Source organism: Actinoplanes sp. NPDC051405 (genome assembly GCF_055586185.1).
Genome location: NZ_JBVJIR010000005.1, coordinates 110,359 through 135,700 on the forward strand (window position 1 = coordinate 110,359; position 25,342 = coordinate 135,700).

Consider the following 25,342-nt stretch of genomic DNA (forward strand, 5'->3'; position numbering starts at 1 on the left):
GGTGACGCCGCCGGCTGAGCCGATGGAGAGGTCGCGTGACCGTGGTGGCTGAGCCGATGGAGAGGTCGGGTGACGCCGCCGGCTGAGCCGATGGAGAGGTCGCGTGACCGTGGTGGCTGAGCCGATGGAGAGGTCGGGTGACGCCGCCGGCTGAGCCGATGGAGACGTCGCGTGACCGTGGCGGCTGAGCCGGTCAGGCGATCTCGCAGATGGTCGTGCCGGCTGTCACGGTGGCGCCGACCTCGACGGACAGACCTGAGATCGTGCCGGCGCGGTGGGCCTGCAGCGGCTGCTCCATCTTCATCGCCTCGACGACCACGATCACGTCGCCCTCCGAAACCGTGTCGCCGTTCTGGGCTGCGACCTTCACGATCGTGCCCTGCATCGGGGCAGCCAGCGCGGCCGCGCCGCCTGCTCCTGCGGCCTGGGCCCCCGACCCCGAGCGGCGAGCATGGGGGCGGGCTGGGGTGACTGTGCGCGTACCGGAAAGGTTGGCCGGGAGGCGCACTTCCAGGCGCTTGCCGCCGACCTCGACCACGACGGTCTCTCGCTCTTGATCCTGCTCGGGCACCGGGACCGGGGTGAAGGCCGGGACGCCGCCCGCCCATTCGGTCTCGATCCAGTTGGTGTGCACGGTGAAGTCCACGAAGGCCGGGTCGCGCACGACCAGGCGGTGGAACGGCAGCACTGTGGCCAGGCCCTCGATGACCGTCTCGTCGAGCACGCGGCGGGCGCGTTGCAGCGCCTCGGTGCGGTCGGCGCCGGTCACGATGATCTTGGCCAGCAGGGAGTCGAAGTTGCCGCCGATGACGTTGCCGGCCTCGACGCCCGCGTCCACCCGCACGCCCGGGCCGGACGGCCAGGTCAAGCTCGTGACCTGGCCCGGGGCCGGCAGGAAGTTGCGGCCGGCATCCTCGCCGTTGATCCGGAACTCGATCGAATGCCCGCGCGGGACCGGGTCCTCGGTGAACGGCAGCCGCCCGCCGTCGGCGATGCGGAACTGCTCGCGCACCAGGTCGAGGCCGGTGGTCTCCTCACTGACCGGGTGCTCGACCTGCAGCCGGGTGTTGACCTCGAGGAACGAGATGGTGCCGTCCTGGCCGACGAGGTATTCGACCGTGCCGGCGCCGTGGTAGCCGGCCTCGCGGCAGATCGCCTTGGCGCTGGTGTGGATCCGTTCGCGCTGGTCGTCGCTGAGGAACGGCGCCGGGGCCTCCTCGACGAGCTTCTGGTGGCGGCGCTGCAGGGAGCAGTCTCGGGTGCCGACCACGATCACGTTGCCGTGGGTGTCCGCCAGGACCTGCGCCTCGACGTGCCGGGGGCGGTCCAGGTAACGCTCCACGAAGCACTCGCCGCGGCCGAACGCGGCGAGCGCCTCGCGCGTCGCCGACTCGAACAGCGCCGGGATTTCCTCGGCGGTGCGGGCGACCTTGAGGCCGCGGCCGCCGCCGCCGAACGCCGCCTTGATGGCGACCGGCAGGCCGTGCTCGCGGGCGAAGTCGATGATCTCGTCCGCGTTCTTGACCGGCTCGGGCGTGCCGGGCACCAGCGGCGCGCCGGCACGCTGCGCGATGTGCCGCGCGGTGACCTTGTCGCCCAGGTCGCGGATCGCCTGCGGCGTGGGCCCGATCCAGGTCAGACCCGCATCCTGTACGGCCTGAGCAAAGTCGGCGTTCTCCGACAGGAAGCCGTAGCCGGGGTGGACCGCGTCAGCACCACTGCGGGCGGCGACGTCGAGCAGCTTGTCGATGCGCAGATAGGTCTCCGCCGCGGTCTCGCCCTCCAGCGCATAGGCCTCGTCGGCGAGCCGGGCGGGCAGCCCGTCGCGATCGGCCTCCGCGTAGACGGCGACACTGGTCAGACCTGCGTCCTTGCAGGCCCGGATGACTCGGACGGCGATCTCGCCCCGGTTAGCGATCATTACCTTGCGCACCGGCTGAGCCTATCGTCCGGCACCGACAGTTCGCTCAGTCAAGTTTGGCTATTAGCCTGTGGGCATGTCGGCGACCCGCATGATGATCCTCGGTCTGGTCCAGTGGATGCAGCCCGTGCACGGCTACGACGTACGCCGTGAGCTGTTGAGCTGGAGCGCCGACAAGTGGGCCAACGTCCAGCCGGGCTCGATCTACCACGCCCTGCGCAAGCTGGCCGAGGAGGAGCTGCTGCGCGAGGTGGCGACCGAGCAGGTCGGGGCGCGTCCGGCCCGCACGACGTACGAGATCACCGAGAAGGGCATCGCCGAGTTCCAGGCGCTGCTGCGCGGCAACTGGTGGTCGATCGCCACGCCGCCGGATCCGTTCATGGCCGCTTTCTCGTTCCTGCCCGCCCTCCAGCGCACCGAGGCCGCGGCGGCCCTGCGTAACCGGGCAGTTCAGCTCAGCGCGGGCATCACGCAGTTGCAGGCCCTCATCGGCGCCGACTGGGCCGACAGCAAGCCGGTCTACGTGAGCTGGATGTGGGAGCTGCAGATCGAGCGGGCCGAGGCGGAGATCCGCTGGTGTGAGCGCACCGCGAAGCGGATCGAGAAGGACGAGCCGTATTTTCCCGGCTCGGTGGTGATCACTGATTAATCAAGTTTGACTACTGCGGCGACCGGTCCTACGCTGCCACACGACCGGTGGCGGGCGTCCGCCTGCCTACGACTGGGGGTCACCATGATCGAAACGCGGGGGCTACGGAAGTCCTTCATGTCCCGCCAGGGCCGCGAGAAGAAGACCGTCGACGCCGTCCGGGGCGTCGACCTGACCGTCGACGAGGGCGAGATCTTCGGCTTCCTCGGCCCGAACGGCGCCGGTAAGACCACGACGCTGCGCATGCTTGCCACTCTCATCCAGCCCGACGGCGGCGAAGCCACCATCGCGGGCGCCGATCTGCGCACTGACCCGGGCGAGGTCCGGCGCCGCATCGGGTACGTGGCCCAGGGCGGCAGCACCTGGGACGACTCCACCGCCCGGGAGGAGCTGGTCCTGCAGGCCCGCCTCTACGGCATCTCGAAGTCCGTCGCCACCGACCGGGCCGCCCGCGTGCTGGAAGGCTTCCAGCTCAGCGAGTACGCCGACCGCAAGTGCAAGACCTACTCCGGGGGCCAGCGCCGCCGGGTCGACATCGCGCTCGGCATCATCCACGAGCCGAAGGTCGTCTTCCTCGACGAGCCGACCACCGGCCTCGACCCGCAGAGCCGCGCCCACATGTGGGACGAGATCCGCCGGCTGCGCGCCGAGGGCATGACCGTCTTCATCACCACGCACTACCTGGACGAGGCGGACGCGCTCTGCGACCGCATCTCGATCATGGACAACGGCGAGATCGTCGCCTCGGGCACCCCGACCGCGCTGAAACGGGAGATCTCCGGCGACGTGGTCCGGGTCGGCGTGGCGTCACCGGCGCGGGCGGCCGAAGTGCTGGGCTCGGCCGACTTCGTCAACAAGCTGGAGACCCACGAGGACAGCGTCCGGCTCTACGTCGACGAGGGCGCGACCGCGATCCCGCTGATCCTGCGCGCGCTGGACGGCGCGTCCGTGCCGCTGGGCACGATCGAGCTGCACCGGCCCAGCCTCGACGACGTGTTCCTGACCAAGACCGGCCGATCGCTGCGGGAGAGCTGAGCTGTGAAACTGGTACGCGACACCTCACTGATCTTCCAGCGGCAGATGCAGCTGCTGCTGCGCAACCCGGTCTGGATCCTCGTCGGCATCTTCCAGCCGGTGATGTACCTGCTGCTGTTCGCGCCGCTGCTGAAGCCGGCGCTGGGCGTGCGGACCAACGCCGAGGCGTACGAGATCTTCGTGCCCGGCCTGCTCGTGCTGCTGGCCATTTTCGGTGGTCTGTTCCAGGGCTTCGGCCTGATCGCCGAGCTGCGCGCGGGCGTGATCGAGCGCTCCCGGGTCACCCCGGTCAGCCGGTTCGCCCTGCTGCTGGGACGGTCACTGCGCGACACCGTGTCCCTGCTGGCCCAGGCGGTGATCATCACGCTGCTGGCGCTCGCGTTCGACCTGCGGGTGTTCATCGGCAACCTGCTGCTGGCGTACCTGATGCTGGCCCTGATCTCGCTGATGACCTCGGCGCTGTCGTACGGGGTGGCACTGGCCGTCAAGAGCGAGGACGCGCTGGCGCCGTTGATGAACACGGTGGCTCAGCCCGTACTGCTGTTGTCCGGGATCTTGCTGCCGTTGACCTTCGCCCCTGGCTGGTTGCAGGCGGTCGCGGACTGGAACCCGTTCTCGTGGGCGGTCAACGGGGTCCGGGCTCTGTTCCTGGGTGACCTGGGCGCCCCGGCCGTCTGGCAGGGGCTGCTGATCATGGCGGCGCTTGCTGCACTGGCCTTGACCTGGGCGGCCCGGCTGTTCGCGCGCAGCGTGCGCTGACTTTTGACGGCTTGCGGGGGTCCGCCGGCTTACTCAGGGGAGCCGGCGGGCCATCGTCAAGCCGCCGGCTCACTCAGGGGAGCCGGCGGGCCATGGTCAGGCCGTCGGCGATCGGGAGGATGACCAGTTCGACGCGCGGGTCGTTGCAGGCCACGTCGTTGAAGCCGGTGATGAACCGGTCCGACTCGCTCCGCGGGTCGACGACCCGGCCCGACCACAGCGTGTTGTCGACCAGGATCACCCCGCCGGGTCGCACCCGGGGGACCAGCTCGTTCCAGTACGTGACGTAGCCGCCCTTGTCGGCGTCGATGAAGACCAGATCGAGGTAAGGCTCCTCGGGCAGCTCCTTGAGCCGCTCGGCGGCCCGCCCGATCCGCAGATCGATCCGGTCGTCGACCCCGGCCCGCTCCCAGTAGCGGTGCGCCAGCCGGGTGAACTGCTCGGAGATGTCGAAACAGACCAACTTCCCGCCGTCGGCGAGACCCCGCGCGATGGAAAGCGCGGACAGGCCGGTGAAGGTGCCGACCTCAACCGCATTCCGTACGCCGAGAAGCGAGGTCAGCAACCGCAGAAACGCGGCCTGCTCGGGCGCGACCTGCATGCTGGCATGCCCGGCCACCACGGCCCGCGTCTCGGCGATGAGGTCGGTGGTGACCTCGTCGGCCGGCGTGCTGTGACTGAGCAGGTAGTCGTGCAGCTCAGGGGTGAGCGGAAGCTCCTTGAAACTCACGGCTGCGCCCTCCACAGCTGGGGAACGGTGAGCCCGAAGCTCATGAGCAACCGCCGAAGCAGCGGCAGCGACAAACCGATGACATTGCCGGCATCCCCTTCGATCCGCTCGACGAACGCACCACCCTTGCCGTCCAGGGTGAACGCCCCGGCAACATGCAGGGGTTCGCCCGAGGCGACGTAGGCCAAGATCTCATCATCGGTGACATCGGCAAAATGCACCACGGTCGCGCCGACTTCCTCGGCCTGCTTGCCACTGACCAGGTCGGTGAGGTGATGCCCGGTGTGCAGCACACCGGACCGCCCCCGCATGGCATGCCAGCGCCGGGTGGCCTCGGCCGGGCTGTGCGGCTTCCCGAGAATCTCCCCGTCGAAGGCGAGTACGGAATCACAGCCGAGCACCAGAACACCGGGATCGGCGGGCAGCGTGGCGGCGACGGCCCGCGCCTTCATCCGAGCAAGGGCAAGACAGAGATCCGCGGCGTTGTCAGCCTCTACTACGGACTCATCAACGCCACTGACCTGCACGGTTGCGTCAATCCCGGCGGCGGCGAGCAGGGCGCGCCGAGCCGGGCTGGCGGAAGCAAGCACCAAGCGAGGGGCGATGTCGGTCTGCACAGGAGTCAACGCTACAAGCCCGGATGATCAGGAGCGCGGGTGGGAGCGACGGCGCGCTAGGAGGAAGGCAGCGAGACCGCCCAGGACGATGAGGACGGCGACGCCGCTGACGATGAACGGGGTGTTGCTGCTGGCCGGCTCGGGTTCTGCCTGGGGGGCGGGGACTGGAGCCGGTGCGGCGGTGTTTGCCGTGGGGGCCGGAGCTGCGGCGGACGACGGCGTGGTGGAGGCGGCCGGACCGTTGAGCGCGGCGACGATGTCGATGATGCCGTGCCCGTAATCCGGGTCAACCCCAGGCGCACCCTTGTCAACAGCCGTGGACTCAAGCCGCTCAACAACCTCCGCGGCGCTCATGTTCGGGTATTTGCTACGCAGCAGAGCCGCCGCGCCGGAGACGATGGCCGCGGCATGGGAGGTGCCCTCTTGGCGGACGTTGTAGCCGCCTTCGCGATTGGTGCTCGTGATGTCTTCCCCTGGCGCGACGAGGTCGAGCGCACTTCCCGAGACCGAAATCTTCGCCTGCTTGCCGCTGCGGTCCACCGCACCCACAGCGACCACGCCCTCAAGAAACGCCGGCGCCGAGATGGAAACGGCATCGGGTTTATTGCCAGCCGACGCGATGACTACTACGTCGGCTTCCTCCGCTTCATTGACGCCTGCAAGGTCGTCCGGGTCGAGTTGGCCACCAAGGGACAGGTTGATGACCTTGGCGCCGTGCGAAACTGCATACCGGATAGCGGGGCCGAGGCTGATGATGGTCTTACCTTTGCCGAGCACGCGTATCGGCAGGATCTTCGCGTCGGGAGCGACGCCCAGCGCGCGCTGACGGCTGTTGCCATGGGCGGCAATAAGGCCGGCCATGCTGGTGCCGTGTCCGGTCGCATCTGTCCGCCCGTCACCCCCGGGCTTCAGCATGTCCGTGCCATTTACAACGCCGGTGAGGTCGGGGTGCTTCGCCACACCCGAGTCGATGACGGCGACAGTGATGCCTTTTCCGGTACTGATGCGATGCGCTTGATCTATATGGAGATAGCTGAGATGCCATTGTTCGGTCCGGACGTCCGCGAATGCAGGCGTCCCGTAAGCGGCGGCGCCGGCTCCCGCCAGCGCCGCCGCGAACAAAGCGATTAGTTGTCGTCTCATCTCGGATAACCGATAGCGGGACCCGGATCTATAGGGCCAAAATCGTCCGGTGGAAGGACAACCGGATCGACGCCTTCCTCGGTCGACCACGGATTGTCCGGATCCCAGCGCTCTTGCTCGCCTTCCTGGCGCCGACCCCGAGTGCGTCCCTGGGTACCCGTCATTGGTCCGTTCTGCATAGGCATGCCGTGGGCTGGCGTACCGCCTCGGCCCTGCGGAGTGCCGCCCTGCTGGCCAATGACCCCACCGACGGGATTCACTCGACCCGCGCCGGGCGGACGGCCGCCCTGGGTGCCGGTCGGCATCTGCCCGATCATTCCGCTACCCGGGTTGGCGCCGATGACGCCTCCCGACGGCATCGTCATGCGGACGGCACCGCCAGGCATTCCCGGCTTGGTGAGGCCTGATCGTGGCGCTCCCGTGCCGTGCGGCAGCGGCCCGCTGGGCGGGAGGAGGCCACTCGCACCTGGGGTTCCGATAAGTCCCGGCACTGGGCCAGGCCCGGGAGGAGCGGGAGTCGGAACCGGTGGCTGGAGGCCCGGATTGGGCGGCGTGATGACCGGCGGATTGCCGACCCCGCCCAGGATTGGGCCGGTGCCAACGCCACCCGTGACAGGGCCAGTGCCCACCGGAGTGTGCGTTGTCGGCGACACCGGGGTTACGTGGGATGACGTATTGGGGATGACTGATCCTCCTGAGGATCCGCCACCACCTCCGCCGGGCGGCGGAATGATCGGTGGAGTGGCGAAGCCGCCGCCGCCTCCATCGATCTGTTGGCCGTTATCGTCCCCGCCATATCCGTCTTGGCCAGGACGATAGGGCTTCGGCTTTTGGAGGGCCGCCTGCCCACTCAACACAGTGCTGCTCAGGTCGTACATGATCACCCGAGCCTGCCGGTTCAGCTCCTCCTGAGCCGCCGCCGACACCGGCGGAGTCTGGGCCGTAGGCGACGGCCCCGGAGACGGCGAAGGCGTCGGCGTAGGCGTAGGCGTAGGCGACGCCGCCGCCGCGTCCCGCTTCTGCTGCCAGACGAAGTTCTGCTTGGCGTTGCTCTCGTACTTCTCGTACAGCGCCTTCAGCTTCTGCCGGGCCAGACTCAGCGTCAGCGTCACCGTCGAGAATGCCGTGTAGTTGGCCGACGCCGCGTCGTGAGTCGCCTGGAGATCAGCCATCAGCTTGTCGAGGCGGGCGATGTACGCCGCCGCAGCCGGGCTTTTCGACGGTGGCCACACGCTTGCCAGATTGTCGCGGTACACCCGGACCTGAGCGAGGTGGGCGAGCGTCAGATCGGCCGTCTTGCTCCAGCCGCCGACCACCTGATAGTGCGCCTCGGTGTCCTGGTTGGCGATGGCTGCCCACATGGCCGGGACTTCCTTGGACGACCAATGGGTGCCGCCATAGCCGCCGCCCCCGTCAGCGATCAGCATCAGCCGTTCTCCCCTGTTCCGGTCTCGCTCCTGAGCGGGTTGCTCACCGCTTCGAAGCCGTCGTTGACGTCGCGGACCTTTGCCTGGGCGAAGGCGTCGCTGGAGGCGTACTCCTCGCTGATCGACTGCGCGACCACCGCGAAGTGGTGGGTGCCGTCGCGGAAGTTGAAGGTGTTCGAGAAGGTCTGCTGCTGGACCTCGTGGTGCACCTGCATGAAGCTCGCAAACTCCGGAAAGTCGGAGTTCGGCATCGGCAGTTCGGTCAGCATGGCCGGGATGACCTTCTGCAGCTGCGGGTCGTATCCCGTTTGGACCTCGTTCGCGAGCGTCGCGGCGAACTCTTCCATCGCGCGGATGTCCGTCTCGATCGAGCTTTCACTGCCGATCAGTGGCGGTGGTCCGTCGTCTGCGATCATGGTCCAGGCCCTCCCCCGAGAGTGCGAAATCTCCCCGCGAGAGTAGTCTGTCACCGCTTGTTGCTGCAGCCCCTACCCATTGCTATGGACAGTCGCAACGTTACCGAGACCCGTCGATGTCTAGCGGGGTTGCGCCGAGGATCGCCAGGACGGCCGGACCGCGGCCGGCCGGGCACTTCTTGTCCACGGGGTCAGCGCCGGCGTGCGTGAACGTGAATCGCCGCTCACGGCTCGGCCGGCCAGGACGCACACCAGCGCCGCCAGCTCTTCCGGGGTCGGTGTGCCGCGCACGACGCTGACCAGCGGTTCCTCATCCATTGATCAAGCTTAAGGCCTTGCGGGAGGTTCTCGGTGACACGCGTCCCACACTCGGCTGATCGATTCGCTGCGGCTCGACATGACCGGGTATTTTCTGCGTGATGTCTACTTCCCCTCCGCTCATTGTCGCTGACCGTTACCGGCTCGTTGCGCCGCTCGGTCAGGGCGGGATGGGTCGTGTCTGGCGGGCGACCGACGTCGTCCTGCACCGCGAGGTCGCCATCAAGGAGCTCGTGCCGCCACCGGGGCTGACCCCCGAGGAGCGGCAGGAGATGCGCGAGCGTTCGCTGCGGGAAGCGCGTGCCATCGCCCGGCTGAACAACATCAACGTGGTCCGCGTCTTCGACGTGCTGCGCACCGATGCCGATCCGTGGATCGTCATGGAGTACGTCCCGTCGCGGTCCTTGCAGGACATTCTCGCCGCGGACGGGCCTTTCGCCCCGGTCCGCGCCGCGGAGATCGGCCTCGGCGTGCTCAACGCCCTGCGCGCCGCGCACCGCGCCGGCGTCGTGCACCGCGACGTGAAGCCGGGCAACGTGCTGATCAGCGAGGACGGCCGCGTCGTCCTCACCGACTTCGGGCTGGCGACGGTCCCCGGCGACCCGAACGTGACCCGCACCGGCCTGGTGCTGGGCTCCCCGGCCTACATCGCCCCGGAACGCGCCCGCGACGGCACCGCGGGCCCCGGCGCCGACCTGTGGTCACTGGGCGCGACGCTCTACGCGGCCGTCGAGGGGGCGTCGCCGTTCGCACGGCCGTCCGCGATCGCCACGCTCGCCGCTCTGGCCACCGAGAACCCGCCGCCGGCCCGCAACGCCGGGCCACTCAAGCCGGTGCTCAACGGCCTGCTGCGTAAAGACCCGGCTCACCGCATCAACGCCGAGGAAGCGGAGCGGTTGCTGCTGCGGGCGACCGGCCGCCGGTCGAAGCTGAGCTTCCCGATGAGCCCGACGATGCGCCGCCCGGGCGTCGGCCGCGAACGCCCGTCCGCGGGCCTCACGCCGCCGGTCGTGCCGGGTGTGTCGGCCTCCGCACCGGTCGTCCCCGGTCCGCGCCCGCCGGTCACTCCCGCCCGCCCGCCGATCACCCCAGCCCGCCCGCCGGTCTCCCCGGCGCGGCCGCCGGTCTCCCCAGCGCGGCCACCGATCGTCCCGGCCCGCGCGCAGGACGCCCCGCCGGGCCCTCCGGTCAATCCGGGCCGCCCGCCGACGGCACCGGGCGTGCCCGGCCGCGGGCCGATCTTCGTGCCGGGCAAGGCCTCGGTAGGCCGCCCACCGGCGGAAACCCCGACGCGGGTCGACGCCCCGAAGCCGCCCGAGCTGGATGCCACCAAGATCGAAAACCGATTCGGTACGGGCACACCATCGTCCCCGCCCCCAGGAGCGGATGCATCAGCTTCGCGCCGTCCAGCCCTGGACGCGACGATGCGCGGGTCCGGCTCCGCTTTCGGCTCGATCACGGCCGACGAGGTGGCAGCCCACCGCAAGCGCCCAGCAACCCCACCGGGCCAAGCCACCACCCCGCCGCCCACCGCGCCGGAGTCCCGCAGGCCGACCACCCAGCCACCGAAGTCACCCCCGGCACCCCCGCGAGCAGCCGCCGCAGGCTCCGCCGTGGCCGACCCCCGCTCGACAACCCCACCGGCCGCCACCCCGCCACCCCGCACAACGGCCACCGCCCGAGTGACGGCAGCGGCCAAGCCCGCAGCCCCCCGCCCCGCTGAGAAGCCGCCCACACCGCCTGCAACCCCGGCCTCGGCAAGCGCCACCACCCCGACCGCCGAACGCCCCGACACCACGCGGGTCGAGACGGCCTCGGGCAGCGCGACGCAAGATGGCGCGACGCCAGGCGGTGCCGCGCGTGACGCTGCGGCCTCGGGTGGCGCGACGCGGGATGTCGCGACGCCAGGTGGTGCGACGCGTGATGCTGCGGCCTCGGGTGGCGCGACGCCAGGTGGTGCGACGCGTGATGTTGCGGCCTCGGGTGGTGCGACGCGGGATGGCGCGACGCCAGGTGGTGCGACGCGTGATGTTGCGGCCTCGGGTGGTGCGACGCGGGATGGCGCGACGCCAGGTGGCGCGACGCGTGATGCTGCGGCCTCGGGTGGCGCGACGCGGGATGGCGCGACGCCAGGTGGTGCGACGCGGGATGCCGCGACGCCAGGTGGTGCGACGCGTGATGTTGCGGCCTCGGGTGGTGCGACGCGGGATGCCGCGACGCCAGGTGGTGCGACGCGTGATGTTGCGGCCTCGGGTGGCGCGACGCGGGATGCCGCGACGCCAGGTGGTGCGACGCGTGATGCTGCGGCCTCGGGTGGCGCGACGCAGGATGCCGCGACGCCAGGCGACGTCACGCGGGATGAGGCGACCTCGGAGAGCGCGGCGCAGGACAAGGCGACGCAGGACAGTGGCACGTCGGCGGGCGCAGCCGCGACCGCGACCGCGGCGAAGAAGAAGTCCAGCGCGCGCATGCCGTTCGGTCCGCGCCCTTCGCCGGCCGACACATCTGCGACCGAAGTGTCCGCTGGACCCGACGCTGAGAAGCCGTCCACGAGCGCAACACCGACGGCCGCCGCAACCTCGGGCGACGTGGCTGAGAAGCCGGCCGAGTCGGCAGATACAGGCGCCGACGCCGCGAGCACCAAGGGTGAGACCGGCGATCCTGCCAGCACGGCGGCAGCCGGTCGGGCGACCACGGCGGCCGAGACGGCAGTGGTTGACGCCGACGAGGCGAAGACCGCCAGCGAGGTAAGCACGACAGCGGCCTCCGACGCGGCGGAAGCCAGGTCTGTTGCCGATGCGGGCACGGCGGTAGCGGCCCCGACGGCCGACGCCGACAAGGCCGAAGCCGTTTCGGACACGCCCGACCCCGGGATCGGCGGCGGGGGCATTGCGATCGATGCGCCGGATGCAGGCGGCGATGCGGTCAAGGCTGGCGACGCCCCGGTAGAGGGAAGCGCCGCAACCAAGGCAGGGACAGTAAGCGCTAGCGCGCCTGCGGGGAGCGACACTGCGGCAGGCTCTGACGCCCTAGCGGAAAGCGACAGCGCCACCGCGCCCAAGTCCGGCAGCGAAGCTCCGCAAGCCGAGACCGATGCATCCGAGACCGGAAGCGAAGCCCCCAAGACCGAGAGCACGACACCCGAGGTCGTCGCCGAACCAGGCGAAGACACCGAGACGAGCGCGCCGAAGGCCGCCGTCAGCAACGCTGACACCGAGACGAGCAAGAAGCCGGCTGACGAAACGCCCGCTGCTCGGACGGGCGCCGTCGCCACTCGTGCTGGTGCTGGTTCGAGCACGAAGGCGTCCCGCAAGAAGGGCAAGGGCCGCACGGCGGCAGCGATCAAGCCGAGCCTTGCGACAGCAGCCCAGGCTTCCCCCGGCGAGGCGGGCAAAGCCGACCAGGCGCCCGAGACCGACCAGGCAATGCGGACCAGCACCGACGCTGACCTGAAGACCGTCAGCACCCCCAGCGCCGCGGCACCCGTGGTTGACGCGATGACGCCGGGCGATGACACCGCGAGCGACCAGCCCGCCGCAACCGAGGCCTCAGGGGACGCCACGGCAGTGGCCGTCGCGAAGCCGGCCAAGGCCACCACCGCCGCGACGATCACGGCTCCGAAGGCCAAGACGCCCGCCCCCGCCAAGGGTGACGCCGACGCCGGCCGTACCCGGGTCATCAAGCCGACCGGCACCCCCGCGAAGACCACCGCCATCCCGGCTGCCCGCACCGGCGCGGCCGCCAAGGCAGCCGTACCCGTCTCCGGCGCCCCCGGTTTCGGCCAGCCGGCCCGCCCGGCCTGGCAGCCGATGACGGTCCGCGCCCCTTCTTCCGGCGGTCGCGGCATCACCGTTTTCGGCACCACGCTCACCCGCCGCCAGACCGTGATCGCCATCGGTGTGCTGGTTGCCGTACTGCTGGCGCTTGTTGTTCTTGTGCCTCGGGCTTTCGGTGACGAGGAGGATCAGGCGCAGGACAACGGTCGTAAGGGTGGGGTCGCCCCGGTTGCGTCCGGCAAGCCGTCCGCCGCGCCGAGTTTCCCGGCCGGCGCTGCGCCCGTGCCGACGACCACCGCGCCGGTCACGCCGAGTGCCAAGCCTTCGCCGGCCGCCAGTAAGCCCGCGTCGACGGGCAAGCTTCCGAAGGGCTGGAAGATCTACAACGGTGACGGCTATTCCGTGCCGGTGCCGGCGGATGCCTCGGTTCGGCCCGATGGCACAGAGATGTACTTCACCAAGAACAACCGGCTGCTCATCATCGACCACTCCGAGCAGCCCAAGTCCGATCCCGTCGCCGACTGGAAGCAGCAGGAGGCGGATCGGCGGGGGTCGAAGTACAAGAACTACCAGCGGATCCGGCTCGAGGGGCTCAACTATCTCGGCGAGGCCGCCGACTGGGAGTTCACCTACACCACGGCCAGTGGCAACCCGCAGCATGCGATCAAGCGCGGTTTCATCACCACGCCCGGCAAGCAGGCCTACAGCATCTCCTGGTACACGTCGCCGGAGGACTGGGCTGCTTCGCAGAAGGATCTTCAGGTCATCTACCAGGGGTTCAAGGCCGAGCGGTAGGCCTCCAGGTGTGAGCGACGGGTGAATGGGTATTCATCGGTCACCACGGATGGAGGTGCAAGATGATTCGACGACACGGCAGTAGACCCACGATCGCCCTGTGGATGCTCGTCGCGATCGCCGACGTCGCGCTTGTCGTGGCGACCGCCGGTGCGCTCGTCGTGATGATGGTGCTGGCCGGCGCGATGATCGTCGCCGGAGCAGTCGCCGGTGGCCTAATGCTGCAGCGGCGCGCCGTACCCCAGCAGGAATCTGTGCTGCGCCGCCGCGCCTAGTCCTGCGCTGATCGACTACGCTCGCGGGCTGTGTCGATCGACTCGGTAAGTGACCTCTGGGACACCCTGCTCGGTGCCCAGCCGGACCCGCCCGGCCTGCTCGTCCTCGTGACGGCGGTGATCGCGCTGGCCGTGGTCGCCTTCCGGCCGCTGTGGCGGATCGCCCGCAACGCCATCACCATCGCCCACGAGGGTGGCCACGCACTCGTCGCGCTGCTGACGGGCCGCAAACTGCGCGGCATCCGGCTGGAGTTCGACACGTCCGGGCTCACCCTCTCGGCCGGCCGTCCGACCGGGCCCGGCATGATGTTCACCCTGCTGGCCGGCTACATCGCGCCGTCGCTGGTCGGGCTGGGCGGTGCCTGGCTGCTCGGCGGCAACCGCATCACCCTGCTGCTGTGGGTCGCGGTGGTCCTGCTGCTGCTCATGCTGATCAACATCCGCAACGTGTTCGGCGCGGTCTCCGTGCTGTTCACCGGGGCGATCGTCTTCGCCGTTTCCTGGTACGCGACCCCGCAGGTCCAGGCCGCCTTCGCGTACGTCGGAGTGTGGTTCCTGCTGATCGGCGGCGTACGCCCGGTCTTCGAGCTGCAGAAGCTCCGCAGCCGCGGCCGGATGCCGGAGTCCGACGCCGACCAGCTCGCCGGCGTCACGCACGTCCCCGCGCTGTTCTGGGTGGGCGTCTTCCTGGCCGTGGACGTGGCCGCGCTGGTGATCGGCGGTTTCATGCTGGCCGGCCAATGGCTGCCCGCCGTCAGCAACACGCCCTGACTTCGAGTAGCCGAACGGTGACGAGTTGAGTATTTGCTGGTGATGCGCGTCACGGAGGGCCGTCGCTAGCGTCGCTGGCATGGAGGCGCCACCGGGGATCGCGTGGACCGCCGGAGTGGTCGCGTTCATCGCCGCGGTGCCGCTGTGGCGGTTCACCACGCACGCGATCACCATCGCTCACGAGGGCGGGCATGCGCTGTTCGGCCTGCTCATGGGCCGTGGGATCACCAAGGTCACGGTCACCGGGGGCGGTGGCGGGTCGACCGGCTTCCGGACCGGTGGCTGGCTCGCCGTCATGGTGTCGTTCCTGGCCGGCTACCTCGGACCGTCCATCTTCGGCTTCGCCGGCGCCTGGATGCTGGTGCACGACGTCGCGCCGCGGGCCGTGTTGCTGATGAGCCTGGCGTTGATGGCCCTGCTGCTGGTCATGGTCCGCAACTTCTTCGGTTTCATCGCCGTGCCGCTCACCGCCGCCGTCCTGTGGCTGGTCGCCATGCGCGCCGAACCCGAGGCGCAACTCGTCTTCGCGTACATCTGGGTCTGGTTTCTGCTCATGGGCGGCGTGCGGCAGATCCCCGAGCTGTACCGGCACTGGCTGGGCGGCGGCGAACCGGACACGCAGGTGCTGTCGCAGCAGACGGGCCTGTCCACGGCGTTCTACGTGGCGTTCTTCTGGCTCGGCTCGATGGGGGCCCTGGTCTGGGGCGGGGCCCTGATGCTGCGCTACACCGGCTGAGCCGTCAGAGCGGGATGTTGCCGTGCTTCTTCGGCGGCAGGGTCTCCCGCTTGGTCCGCAACGTCCGCAGCGCCAGCGTGACCTGCGCCCGGGTCGCGGACGGCGCGATGACCGCGTCCACGTAACCGCGCTCCGCCGCGATGTACGGGTTGGCCAGCGTGTCCTCGTACTCCTTGATCAGCTCGGTGCGCAGCGCCGCCGGGTCCTCCGCGCCGGCCAGCTCGCCCCGGTAGAGGATGTTGACCGCGCCCTGGGCACCCATGACCGCGATCTGTGCCGTGGGCCAGGCGAAGTTCATGTCCGCGCCGAGGTGCTTCGAACCCATCACGTCGTACGCGCCGCCGTACGCCTTGCGGGTGATCACCGTGACCTTGGGGACGGTCGCTTCCGCGTACGCGTAGATCAGCTTGGCCCCGCGCCGGATGATGCCGTCCCACTCCTGGCCGGTGCCCGGCAGGAAGCCGGGCACGTCCACGAAGGTCAGCACCGGGATGTTGAAGGCGTCGCAGGTGCGCACGAAGCGCGCTGCCTTCTCGGACGCCGCGATGTCCAGCGTGCCGGCGAAGTGCATCGGCTGGTTCGCCACGACGCCGACCGGCCGGCCCTCGACCCGGCCGAAGCCGATCACGATGTTCTGCGCGTAGAGCGGCTGGACCTCGAGGAAGTCGTCGACCACGGCCTCGACCACGACCTTGATGTCGTAGGGCTGGTTGGCCGAGTCGGGGATGAGCGTGTCGAGGGCGGGGACCGGGTCGAGCGAGGCGGGTTCGTCGAAGGTGGTCGGTTCGTCCAGGTTGTTGCTGGGCAGGTACGACAGCAGCGCGCGCACGTAGTCGATCGCGTCGTCCTCGTCGCTGGCCAGATAGTGCGCGTTCCCGCTGCGGGAGTTGTGCGTGCGGGCGCCGCCCAGCTCCTCCATGCCGACGTCCTCGCCGGTCACCGTACGGATGACGTCCGGGCCGGTGATGAACATGTGCGAGGTCTGGTCGACCATGACGGTGAAGTCGGTGATCGCGGGGGAGTACACCGCGCCGCCCGCGCACGGGCCCATGATCAGCGAGATCTGCGGGATGACCCCGCTGGCCCGCACGTTGCGGAAGAAGATGTCGGCGTACAGGCCGAGCGCGACGACGCCCTCCTGGATCCGGGCCCCGCCGGAGTCGTTGATGCCGATGATCGGGCAGCCGATCTTCATGGCCAGGTCGAGCACCTTGACGATCTTGGAGCCGAAGACCTCGCCCAGCGAGCCGCCGAACACGGTGAAGTCCTGCGAGAACACGCACACCTGGCGGCCGTCGACCGTGCCGTGCCCGGTGATCACGCCGTCGCCGTACGGGCGGTTCTTCTCCAGGCCGAAGGCGGTGGACCGGTGCCGGGCCAGGCCGTCGAGCTCCACGAAGGAACCCTCGTCGAGCAGCATCGCGATGCGTTCACGGGCGGTCTTCTTGCCGCGGGCGTGCTGCTTCTCCACCGCACGGGCCGAACCGGCGTGCACGGCCTCGTCGGTGCGCCGCTCGAGGTCGGCGAGTTTGCCGGCCGTCGTGTGGATGTCATCCTGCTGCGTCACGTCCTGCTGCGCCGTCACGATGCCCCGTCCTCCGCTCACCCACGCATGCCCGCCGGCCAGGCGGCATTCACGCCGGAGAGATCGTATCCAGGCTCCGGCACCCGCCACGCGGTGCCCGTACGCGGGGGTGCGACGGAAAGCACGTTTCGCACTCAATGCCCCATTCGTTACAACCCCCGTGACGACATGGATGACCCCCGTCGGCGTGGCGTTGATCGTCGGTGGCATCACCACGCTCATCGTCTTCCGCGCCGCCCTGTTCCGCAGCGCCCGCAAAGACCAGCGCGTCGCCGAGCACGGCGAGACCCGCCGCCGCGCGGATTCCCCAGGTCCTGACGGTACGTCGTCAGGCGCTGGCGGTGTGTCGACAGGCGCTGGCGGGTCGTCAGGCGCTGGCGGTGCGTCGTCAGGCGCTGGCGGGGGCGGGGGCGCTTCCAGTCGCAAGCGGCGCCGTGGGCGGGCCGAATCGTCCGCCAAGACCCGCAGGGCGCCGGCTTCTTCCAGCGAGGACGGCACGGGACCGGATGCGGTCGTGCCTGCGCCGCGCGGGGGTCGTCGGGCCGAACCCGGTGCCGCCGAGTCGGCTGCTCCCACCTCCGGCCGCCGGCGGGACAGTCCCGCCGGGCGCACCGGCGCTGATTCGCGGCGCTTGTGGCCCACCTCGGGCACTCCTGCGCCGGAGGTCGACGCCGAGGTGTCCGGCGTAGGGACAGTGCCGGCCGATGGCGGGCGCCCGGACCGGACGTCGTTCCGCCGGCTCGTCGACCTCGACGACGACGGGGTCCCGGCACCGGTCGGCGGCGCCCCGACCGATCTGCGGCTGGCCTCCCTGAGCCGGGCCGGCACCGACGATCCAGGCGAACCCGCCGACCAGGCGGGCGACCCGGAACTGGACATCGACCAGGACCTCGACCGGGCCGCCGACGTCATCGACCCGGCCGAACAGTCCCACGCGCTCGACCTGCCCGGTCTCGGCCTGCTCGGACTGCAATCGGACGCTGATCTGTCCGGCCCCTTCGACTCGGTGGCGGGCGCCGACGGCACCGGTACGTTCTCCGGGCTCTTCGCCGACGTGGCCCTGGAGGACGCCGACGAGACCGGCTTCGTCCCGATCCCCGAGGGAACCGTCGGAACAGGCTGGGTGGAACGCGCCGACCGGCGTTACGGGGACCGGGTCGAGGGCTGGGTCCGCCCCGAGTACCCGGACGAGCCCGTCGCGGGGGAGTACTGGACGCCCGCGCCGGTGGGCTCCTACGAGGCCGAGTACGGCTGGCCGACCCCGGTGGAACGGCTTCCTGAGGTGCCGCCGTACCCGCCGTCGTCCGGGTTCGACGTACCGGTGGAGATCGAGACGGAACCGACCAGGCCGGTGCCGCAGTGGCCGCCGGCCCGGCCCGACGACCGGATCGAGCTGCCGCGCTCGTGGTCCCACCGGGGTGGCGAGACCGGTCCGGCGTTCCGTACGGCGGTCGATCGCGACGGGCCGGTGGGGCTTCGGTCGGTGGCTGACCTGCCGATCGAGGACGCGATGCCGGAGGCCGGCGCGGACGCGGCCGGAGCTGCTCACCCGGCGGGGACTGCTCTCTCGTCCGGAACCGCCGAAGGCAGTGCGGCCTTCTCGGACGCGGTCGCCCACCCGCTGCGGGACGGCGATCTGGCGCAGAGTGCCGACCTGGTGAGCGTCGACAACCTGCACGATGTTGATGATCTTGGGGAAGAAAGCGGCCTGGCGCGCGGAACGGCCCTGGTGGGCGGCGCTGATTCGGCGGAAGACGGTGGCCCAGGCTTCACCGGTTCTGCGGGCCTGGCCGGCGCGGCGGGCTTTGTCGCCCCGCCCGGCCGGTTCGACAGCGAGGCGAACTCCCCGGCTGCCCGGTTCGACAGCGACGCCAACTCCCCGGCTGCCTGGCTCGGTAGCGAGGCAAACCTTCCGGCCGGCCGGTTCGAGAGCGAGGCGAGCCGTCCAGCCGGCCGGTTCGGCAGCGAGGCGATCACCCCGGCGCCGGAGATGACCGGTCGCAGGCGCTTCGACGAGCCGGCCCCCGCCGCCGACGACCGTGTGTTCCTCGGCGCGGACGGGCTCACGCTCGCCCCCAATCCCTACGTCCACGAAGACGACACCGACCAGCCCAGCTACAGCCGGGCCGCTCAGGCAGCCCGCCGCCTGGCCGAGAGCCCCGCCCAGGCCGCCCCGACCGGCGGCGCCGAGCACGGCGGAACCCGGGAAGACCGACGGGACGCAGCAAGCCGAAGGGACCGCCGGAACACCCGCGGCCGCAAGGACAGCGCCTCTCAGGATGCCGGACCGCTGACCGAGGCCCACGCCTCCCGGGCGAACCACCCGGCCCCGGGCGCCTGGCCACCCCCGACCGCCTACAACGACCGGCCCACCGACCAACCGCAGCGAGCCCGAACGACCAACACCGCCGGCCCCAACCGCGTACCGGTCCGCCGCGGGCCGACCACCGACCAGAGCGGTCCCTACGCAGCCCGCGAGGAAAGCCTGGAAGGCCCCATCTGGACCGTCCCCGACCTGCCCGAAGCCGCCATGCCGGACCTCACCTGGTCCCCGGAGGAAGCACCTGACGAGATCCGCAGATCGCGCCGCCCCGCGGTCATGGTGCGGCGCCGGCGAGCGGCCGGCGCCGAGGCCACCCAGGCGCTGCCCCCGATGGAGCCGGCCCGGCCGGATCAGCCGCGGGCCCGTCCCCGGCCCCGCCCGCGTCCCGGCGCCGGTCAGCCGGAGCCGCGGAGCACCGTCTACGTCAGCCGGCACGCAGCCGAACCGAGCTGATCAGGGCGGGTCTAGGCTGGGTTGATGGCTTCCTCGCCCTATACGGATCTGGACCGGCCGCCGCTGGGTGAGCGGGCCCTGCAGCGGGCGCTCATCGTGCCCGGCGGGTTCTGGCAGCGGCTGGATATCCGGGCCGAGACCGGGTCCACCAACGCCGATGCCGCGGCCGCCGGTCAGGCCGGCGCGGCCGAGGGGCTCGTCGTGGTGGCCGAGCGGCAGGTTGCCGGGCGTGGCCGTCGGGACCGGCAGTGGGTGTCGCCGCCGCGGGCCGGGCTGACGTTGAGTTTTCTGTTGCGGCCCGGGGTCGCCGACGCCGAGCGGGGGTGGGCTCCGGCGCCGCAGCGCACCTGGGGCTGGTTGCCGTTGCTGGCCGGGGTGGCTCTGCGGGAGACGGTGCAGCGGCTGGCCGAGGTCGACGCCGCGCTCAAGTGGCCGAACGATCTGCTGCTCACCGGGGGTGCCGAGGAGTCCAAGGCGGCGGGCATTCTGGCCGAGGTTTCCGGTGACGCGGTGGTCGTCGGCATCGGCCTCAACGTCACCACCCGGGCCGAGGAGCTGCCCGAGACGACCGGGCTGCCGGCCACCTCGCTGCGCATTGCCGGGGCCACGGCCACCGACCGCGATCCGCTGCTGCGGGCACTGCTGCGCGGCGTCGCCCGGTGGTACGGCGGCTGGCGCGAAGCCGGTGGCGACGCCGAGATGTGCGGGCTGCTCGCGGCGTACCAGCGGGATTGTTCGACGATCGGGCGGGACGTGCGGGTGCTGCTGCCCAACAGCCAGGAATTCACCGGTACGGCGACCACGGTGGACGGTGACGGCCAGCTCGTGGTCCGTACGGCTGACGGCGAGCGGCGCGTCTCGGCGGGGGACGTCCTGCACGTACGCTGAGCCCGTGGCTTTCCCGGACGAGGTGCTGACCGACCAGGAAGAGGTTGTCCTCCATCTGCATCCGCACGCGCGGGCGGCCGTACGCCCGATCCTGGTCCTGTTGGTGGCCCTGGCCGCTGTGCTCGGGGTCTGGATCATGTTGCCGCCGACGACCGGCGGCCTGATCGGGGTCTGCCTGGTCGGTGCCGTGGCGCTGTTCATGGCGCTGACCCGGGGGGTGTGGCCGCTGCTGGTCTGGCGCGGCACCCACTACGTCTTCACCGACGAGCGGATCCTGCTGCAGGACGGCGTGATCGCCCGCGAGCGCCGTGACCTGCCGCTGAACCGGGTCAACGATCACGTGATGAGCCAGTCGCTGCTGGATCGGATGCTGGGCAGCGGGACGTTGCGGATCGACTCGATCGGGGACCAGAGCGCGGTGCTCGTCGCGGTGCCGCACGTGCAGCAGGTGCAGACGCTGCTCTACCAGCTCATCGAGACGGACCGGGAGCTGCACGGCGACGACGAGGACGACGAGCAGCCGGAGCCGGAGCCCGTGCGAGGGCGGGACCGCCGGCGGTGAGCGTCAGACGGCTCGCCGCTGGGCGTCGATCTCCTTGGCCAGCTCCTCGTCCAGGCTGCCGTCGGCCTCGGCGCTGAGCTCGGCCAGGCCGGCCACCACGTCGAGCTCCGCCACCACGGCCTCGTGGCCGTCGACGGGCGGCTTGAGGAAGACAAAGGTCCGGTACGCCCAGAAGCGGAACACCGTGGCGACGGCGATGCCGAGCAGGGTGACCCCCATGAACAGGATCTCGTCGTGTTCCTCGGTGAGGCCGAAGCCGTACTTGCCGATGCCCACCGCGCCGGACTGGATGATCATGCCGACCAGGTTGAAGCCGAAGAACAGCGTGTACTCCCGGCGCAGCGCGCTGCGGGTGTGCTTGCGGTAGGTCCAGTACCTGTTCGCCACGTACGCCAGCGTGGTCGTGACGATCGTGGCGACGACGCTCGCCTTGACGGCCCCGATGGGCAGCAGGGCCCAGGTGATCGCCATGTAGAGCAGCGTGTTGGCGGCACCGATCGCGCCGAAGGCGAGCGCCTCGGGGGCGAGATTGCGCAGGCGTTCCGCCAGCGGGCGAGCTGAAGGCATTGGCCAACCTTACGGGGGGAAGGGCGCGGACATCGGAGCCGGACGTGCGGTGACTCCGACGTCACATTCGCGGGACAGCGCGCGGGGCGGGCGGTGGCGCGGACGGCGGCGTGGCGGTGGACTCCCGGGCAGGGACCTCCACCGGCGGCACGGGCGTCGGATCCGGGACCACGGTGTCGCCGAACACGAAGCGACGGTACGACCAGAAGCGGAACAGTGTGCCCACGGCGGTGCCCACGAACTGGCCGGAGATGTTGTCCGCCAGCGGGGTCTGGAACTCGGGCCAGAACGCGCCCAGGCCGTAGTGGCTGATCGCCAGGCAGGTCAGCCCGATGCCCAGGCCGACCGCGTTGAGCAGGAAGAACAGGGTGTACTGGCGGGCCATGTTGGCGTGCTCGCGGTGCCGCCAGGTCCAGTACCGGTTGCCGGCGAAGGCCACGGTGGTGGCCAGCACGGTGGAGATGGTCTTGGCCAGCAGCGACTCGAAGCCCTGGTGCAGCAGCACGTTGAAGATGGCGAAGTCGATCGCGAAGGCGATGCCGCCGACCGTGCCGAACTTGCTCAGCTCGCGCACGAGTGCCCCGAAGCGTGCCCGCAGCGCGGGCAGGAATGCGGCAGGCACGGACCCGAGAGTACCGGCGCCTGTCACTGTCCGCCGTTTTCGTGAGCGACTCTTAACCCTTCCACCGCTGCGTGGTCCCGCTGCTTGTACGGACGGTGACCCCGCTGATTGATCTCGGTGATCTCGGCGTGCCGTCCCCGGCAGCCCGCGCAATAGGCCAGGTGAGCCTCCAGCCGGACGGCCACCCGCGGAGCGATCCGGCCGCGGACGTGCCCGCCGAGCCGGTCCCCGGTCCACCGGCACTCGGGCGGATCGGCGTCGGCCACGTGCTGCTGCAGGTAGAGCCGGCGCAGGCCTTCCCGGGCCCGGTGGGCGAGGACGGCGACGGCGTTCGGGGTGAGGCCGAGCTGCGGGGCGACCTCGGCCGGGCTGGCTCCCTCGACCTCCGTACGCCACAGCACGTCACGCCAGCGGTCCGGCAGCGCCTCGAAGGCCCGCGCGGCATAGGTGCGCTCCAGCCGGTCGAGGGCGGGGTCCAGGAACGGCTCGCCCTCGTCGTAGCGGGTCAGGTCGTCGGTGAACTCCAGCCGCCGGTCCCGGCGCGCCCGGTGGTAGCAGACGTGCCGCAGGGTCGTGTGCAGGTACGCGCGGAACGCCACCAGCGGCCCCCGCCCGGCCCGCAGGCTCGCGAGGACCTTCGCGAACGTCTCGGCGACCAGGTCGTCGGCGTCGGCGGGGTCGTGCACGAGGCCGTACGCCAGCGCCCGGGCGGCGGCCCGGTGGCGCTGGTACAGGACGCCGTACGCGGCGGTGTCGCCCGCGCGGACGGCGGCGAGCAGGTCTGTGTCGGCGTCGCCGTCGCCGGCCGGGATCGTCATTCCTGCCTCCTGTAGCCGGGAGTGGGAGGAAAGCCCGAGTAGCGGCAAGCTTAGGACGTTTCGTCCGTTTTGTGAAAGCGGGCGACTGCCGGGCCGGGGATGGCCGCCGGGCGCCCGGATGCTCGCTTGTGCATCAAGCGGCGAAGAATCGGTCGTGATCGCGCACCGCGGCCGAAGTTTGTGCGGTTGTCCACAGGATTGACCGATGAACTGAACGTTCCCTCGGCTTAGGCTGATGTGACTCCCGTGACAGCGGCCGGTCCTCCGGCCTGCTTCGTCACAGGTCAGTGCCGACCGAAGGGAATCACATGTCAGTGCCCCCCACTGCTCACACCAAGCTCCTGACCTGGGTGGACGAGGTTGCCGCCCTGACCACGCCGGACCGCGTCGTCTGGTGCGACGGCTCGGACGGCGAATGGACCCGGCTCACCGACGCGCTTGTCGACGCCGGCTCGCTGGTCCGCCTCGACCCCGGCAAGCGGCCGAACTCGTTCTGGGCCCGTACCGATCCCGGGGATGTCGCGCGGGTCGAGGAGCGCACGTTCATCTGCTCCGTGGACCCGGCCGACGCCGGTCCGACCAACAACTGGACCGCGCCCGCCGAGATGAAGGCGACGATGACGCAGCTGTACCGCGGCTGCATGCGCGGTCGCACGATGTACGTCGTCCCGTTCTGCATGGGGCCGCTCGACTCGCCCAACCCGATGTTCGGCGTCGAGATCACCGACAGCGCGTACGTGGTCACGTCCATGCGGATCATGACCCGGATGGGCGCCGCGGTGCTCGAGGCGATGGGCGACGACGCGGACTTCGTGCCGGCCCTGCACTCGGTCGGCAAGCCACTGGCCGAGGGTGAGGCCGACGTGCCGTGGCCGTGCAACGAGACCAAGTACATCTCGCACTTCCCGGAGACCCGCGAGATCTGGTCGTTCGGCTCCGGGTACGGCGGCAACTCGCTGCTCGGCAAGAAGTGCTTCGCGCTGCGGATCGCCAGCGTGGCCGCCCGCGACGAGGGCTGGCTGGCCGAGCACATGCTGATCATGAAGCTGACCTCGCCCGCCGGGCAGGTCCGCTACATCGCCGGCGCCTTCCCGTCGGCCTGCGGCAAGACCAACCTGGCCATGCTCGAGCCGACCCTGCCGGGCTGGAAGGTCGAGACCGTGGGCGACGACATCGCCTGGATGCGCTTCGGCGAGGACGGCCGGCTGTGGGCCACCAACCCGGAGTACGGCCTGTTCGGCGTCGCACCTGGCACCGACGAGCACACCAACCCGAACGCCATGCGCACCCTCGCGCGCGGCAACTCCGTGTTCACCAACGTGGCCCGCACCGACGACGGCGACATCTGGTGGGAGGGCATGGGCGAGCCGCCCGCGCACCTGATCGACTGGAAGGGCAACGACTGGACACCGGAGTCCGGCACGCCGTCCAGCCACCCGAACAGCCGCTTCTGCACGCCCATCAACCAGTGCCCGATCCTCGCCCCGGAGTACGACGACCCGCGCGGCGTACCGATCGACGCGATCCTGTTCGGCGGCCGGCGCAAGACGACCGTGCCGCTGGTCACCGAGGCCCGCGACTGGGTGCACGGCGTCTACTTCGGCGCGACGCTGTCCTCGGAGACCACCGCCGCCGCGGTCGGCCAGGTCGGCGTGGTGCGCCGGGACCCGATGGCGATGCTGCCGTTCATCGGCTACCACGCCGGTGACTACTTCAACCACTGGATCGAGATGGGCAAGGCCGCTTCCGGCGACGCCGAGAAGCTGCCGAAGATCTTCTACGTCAACTGGTTCCGCCGCGACGCCGACGGCGGCTTCCTCTGGCCCGGTTTCGGGGAGAATTCCCGGGTCCTGAAGTGGATCGTGGAGCGCCTGGACGGCACCGGCGAGGCGGTGGAGACCCCGATCGGGCACGTGCCGACCCCGGACGCCCTCGACGTCAGCGGCCTGGACATCAGCCGGGCCGACCTGGAGGCCGTGCTGCGCGTCGACACCGACGAGTGGCTGGCCGAGATCCCGCAGGTGGAGGAGTGGTTCGCCAAGTTCGGCGACAAACTCCCTGCCGTCCTCTGGTCCGAACTGGACGCGCTGAAGTCCCGCCTCAACGCCGGCTGACACCCCGCGCCCGCCTCGCGTTCGAGGCGGGCGCGGCCTGGG

At 70.5% G+C, this 25,342-nt stretch carries 22 protein-coding genes; 11 read left to right on the forward strand and 11 right to left on the reverse strand.

What is annotated here, in order from left to right:
- Positions 1 to 193: 193 nt before the first annotated feature.
- On the reverse strand, positions 194 to 1,933 hold the full coding sequence (locus tag ACZ6S4_RS13165; protein WP_465475154.1) for an acetyl/propionyl/methylcrotonyl-CoA carboxylase subunit alpha: 1,740 nt from the start codon (positions 1,931 to 1,933) through the stop codon (positions 194 to 196).
- 64 nt (positions 1,934 to 1,997) lie between these two features.
- Here ACZ6S4_RS13165 and ACZ6S4_RS13170 point away from each other — a divergent pair, with 64 nt between their 5' ends.
- The 3 genes from ACZ6S4_RS13170 to ACZ6S4_RS13180 all read left to right on the forward strand — a co-directional run bounded on the left by ACZ6S4_RS13170 (position 1,998) and on the right by ACZ6S4_RS13180 (position 4,364).
- Positions 1,998 to 2,570 carry a PadR family transcriptional regulator gene (locus tag ACZ6S4_RS13170; RefSeq protein ID WP_465475155.1) on the forward strand — a complete coding sequence of 191 codons (573 nt, stop codon included), beginning with the start codon at positions 1,998 to 2,000 and terminating at the stop codon, positions 2,568 to 2,570.
- 84 nt (positions 2,571 to 2,654) lie between these two features.
- The gene (locus tag ACZ6S4_RS13175) at positions 2,655 to 3,605 is read left to right on the forward strand and encodes an ATP-binding cassette domain-containing protein (protein ID WP_465475156.1); all 951 of its coding nucleotides are present in this window, start codon (positions 2,655 to 2,657) and stop codon (positions 3,603 to 3,605) included.
- Positions 3,606 to 3,608: 3 nt separating this feature from the next.
- A complete protein-coding gene (locus ACZ6S4_RS13180) occupies positions 3,609 to 4,364 on the forward strand; it encodes an ABC transporter permease (protein WP_465475157.1) in 756 nt (251 codons plus the stop codon).
- 73 nt (positions 4,365 to 4,437) lie between these two features.
- Here the strand turns inward: ACZ6S4_RS13180 and ACZ6S4_RS13185 are convergent, their stop codons facing one another.
- From ACZ6S4_RS13185 to ACZ6S4_RS13210, 6 genes are all read right to left on the reverse strand, one after another.
- Positions 4,438 to 5,094, reverse strand: a complete 657-nt coding sequence (locus ACZ6S4_RS13185) for an O-methyltransferase (protein WP_465475158.1) — start codon at positions 5,092 to 5,094, stop codon at positions 4,438 to 4,440.
- The gene (locus ACZ6S4_RS13190; protein ID WP_465475159.1) at positions 5,091 to 5,711 is read right to left on the reverse strand and encodes a Maf family protein; all 621 of its coding nucleotides are present in this window, start codon (positions 5,709 to 5,711) and stop codon (positions 5,091 to 5,093) included. The genes ACZ6S4_RS13185 and ACZ6S4_RS13190 overlap by 4 nt, the downstream gene beginning before the upstream one ends.
- 27 nt (positions 5,712 to 5,738) lie before the next feature.
- Positions 5,739 to 6,854, reverse strand: coding sequence for a type VII secretion-associated serine protease mycosin (mycP, locus tag ACZ6S4_RS13195; protein WP_465475160.1), 1,116 nt, complete (start codon positions 6,852 to 6,854; stop codon positions 5,739 to 5,741).
- Entirely contained in the window at positions 6,851 to 8,281 is a 1,431-nt protein-coding gene (locus ACZ6S4_RS13200; protein WP_465475161.1) for a hypothetical protein, read from the reverse strand. Before ACZ6S4_RS13200 ends, mycP begins: the two co-directional genes overlap by 4 nt.
- Entirely contained in the window at positions 8,281 to 8,697 is a 417-nt protein-coding gene (locus ACZ6S4_RS13205) for a hypothetical protein (protein WP_465475162.1), read from the reverse strand. The genes ACZ6S4_RS13200 and ACZ6S4_RS13205 overlap by 1 nt, the downstream gene beginning before the upstream one ends.
- A 120-nt stretch (positions 8,698 to 8,817) precedes the next feature.
- Complete coding sequence (locus ACZ6S4_RS13210; protein ID WP_465475163.1) at positions 8,818 to 9,015, reverse strand: acyl-CoA carboxylase subunit epsilon; 198 nt, start codon at positions 9,013 to 9,015, stop codon at positions 8,818 to 8,820.
- Positions 9,016 to 9,116: 101 nt separating this feature from the next.
- Between ACZ6S4_RS13210 and ACZ6S4_RS13215 the strand changes: the two genes are divergently transcribed.
- The 4 genes from ACZ6S4_RS13215 (at position 9,117) to ACZ6S4_RS13230 (ending at position 15,368) form a co-directional block, all read left to right on the forward strand.
- On the forward strand, positions 9,117 to 13,586 hold the full coding sequence (locus ACZ6S4_RS13215) for a serine/threonine-protein kinase (protein WP_465475164.1): 4,470 nt from the start codon (positions 9,117 to 9,119) through the stop codon (positions 13,584 to 13,586).
- Between the two features lie 62 nt (positions 13,587 to 13,648).
- The gene (locus tag ACZ6S4_RS13220) at positions 13,649 to 13,861 is read left to right on the forward strand and encodes a hypothetical protein (protein WP_465475165.1); all 213 of its coding nucleotides are present in this window, start codon (positions 13,649 to 13,651) and stop codon (positions 13,859 to 13,861) included.
- Positions 13,862 to 13,891: 30 nt separating this feature from the next.
- On the forward strand, positions 13,892 to 14,632 hold the full coding sequence (locus tag ACZ6S4_RS13225) for a M50 family metallopeptidase (RefSeq protein ID WP_465475166.1): 741 nt from the start codon (positions 13,892 to 13,894) through the stop codon (positions 14,630 to 14,632).
- Positions 14,633 to 14,711: 79 nt separating this feature from the next.
- A complete protein-coding gene (locus ACZ6S4_RS13230; RefSeq protein WP_465475167.1) occupies positions 14,712 to 15,368 on the forward strand; it encodes a M50 family metallopeptidase in 657 nt (218 codons plus the stop codon).
- 4 nt (positions 15,369 to 15,372) lie between these two features.
- Here the strand turns inward: ACZ6S4_RS13230 and ACZ6S4_RS13235 are convergent, their stop codons facing one another.
- Positions 15,373 to 16,935, reverse strand: a complete 1,563-nt coding sequence (locus tag ACZ6S4_RS13235) for an acyl-CoA carboxylase subunit beta (protein WP_465475394.1) — start codon at positions 16,933 to 16,935, stop codon at positions 15,373 to 15,375.
- A gap of 649 nt (positions 16,936 to 17,584) precedes the next feature.
- On the opposite strand from ACZ6S4_RS13235, the gene ACZ6S4_RS13240 reads away from it, so the two are divergent.
- The 3 genes from ACZ6S4_RS13240 to ACZ6S4_RS13250 are packed head-to-tail and all read left to right on the forward strand — an operon-like array spanning position 17,585 to position 21,179.
- Positions 17,585 to 19,729 (forward strand): hypothetical protein, encoded by a 2,145-nt coding sequence (locus ACZ6S4_RS13240; RefSeq protein WP_465475168.1) that lies wholly within the window; start codon positions 17,585 to 17,587, stop codon positions 19,727 to 19,729.
- Positions 19,730 to 19,753: 24 nt separating this feature from the next.
- The gene (locus tag ACZ6S4_RS13245) at positions 19,754 to 20,617 is read left to right on the forward strand and encodes a biotin--[acetyl-CoA-carboxylase] ligase (RefSeq protein ID WP_465475169.1); all 864 of its coding nucleotides are present in this window, start codon (positions 19,754 to 19,756) and stop codon (positions 20,615 to 20,617) included.
- Positions 20,618 to 20,621: 4 nt separating this feature from the next.
- The gene (locus tag ACZ6S4_RS13250) at positions 20,622 to 21,179 is read left to right on the forward strand and encodes a PH domain-containing protein (protein WP_465475170.1); all 558 of its coding nucleotides are present in this window, start codon (positions 20,622 to 20,624) and stop codon (positions 21,177 to 21,179) included.
- A 3-nt stretch (positions 21,180 to 21,182) separates the two neighbouring features.
- Here ACZ6S4_RS13250 and ACZ6S4_RS13255 read toward each other — a convergent pair whose 3' ends face one another.
- The 3 genes from ACZ6S4_RS13255 to ACZ6S4_RS13265 form a co-directional block, all read right to left on the reverse strand.
- Complete coding sequence (locus ACZ6S4_RS13255; protein WP_465475171.1) at positions 21,183 to 21,746, reverse strand: GtrA family protein; 564 nt, start codon at positions 21,744 to 21,746, stop codon at positions 21,183 to 21,185.
- A gap of 61 nt (positions 21,747 to 21,807) precedes the next feature.
- A complete protein-coding gene (locus tag ACZ6S4_RS13260; protein ID WP_465475172.1) occupies positions 21,808 to 22,368 on the reverse strand; it encodes a GtrA family protein in 561 nt (186 codons plus the stop codon).
- A gap of 23 nt (positions 22,369 to 22,391) precedes the next feature.
- Positions 22,392 to 23,186, reverse strand: a complete 795-nt coding sequence (locus ACZ6S4_RS13265) for a sigma-70 family RNA polymerase sigma factor (protein WP_465475173.1) — start codon at positions 23,184 to 23,186, stop codon at positions 22,392 to 22,394.
- Positions 23,187 to 23,494: 308 nt separating this feature from the next.
- Between ACZ6S4_RS13265 and ACZ6S4_RS13270 the strand changes: the two genes are divergently transcribed.
- Positions 23,495 to 25,300 carry a phosphoenolpyruvate carboxykinase (GTP) gene (locus ACZ6S4_RS13270; RefSeq protein WP_465475174.1) on the forward strand — a complete coding sequence of 602 codons (1,806 nt, stop codon included), beginning with the start codon at positions 23,495 to 23,497 and terminating at the stop codon, positions 25,298 to 25,300.
- Positions 25,301 to 25,342: the final 42 nt, after the last annotated feature.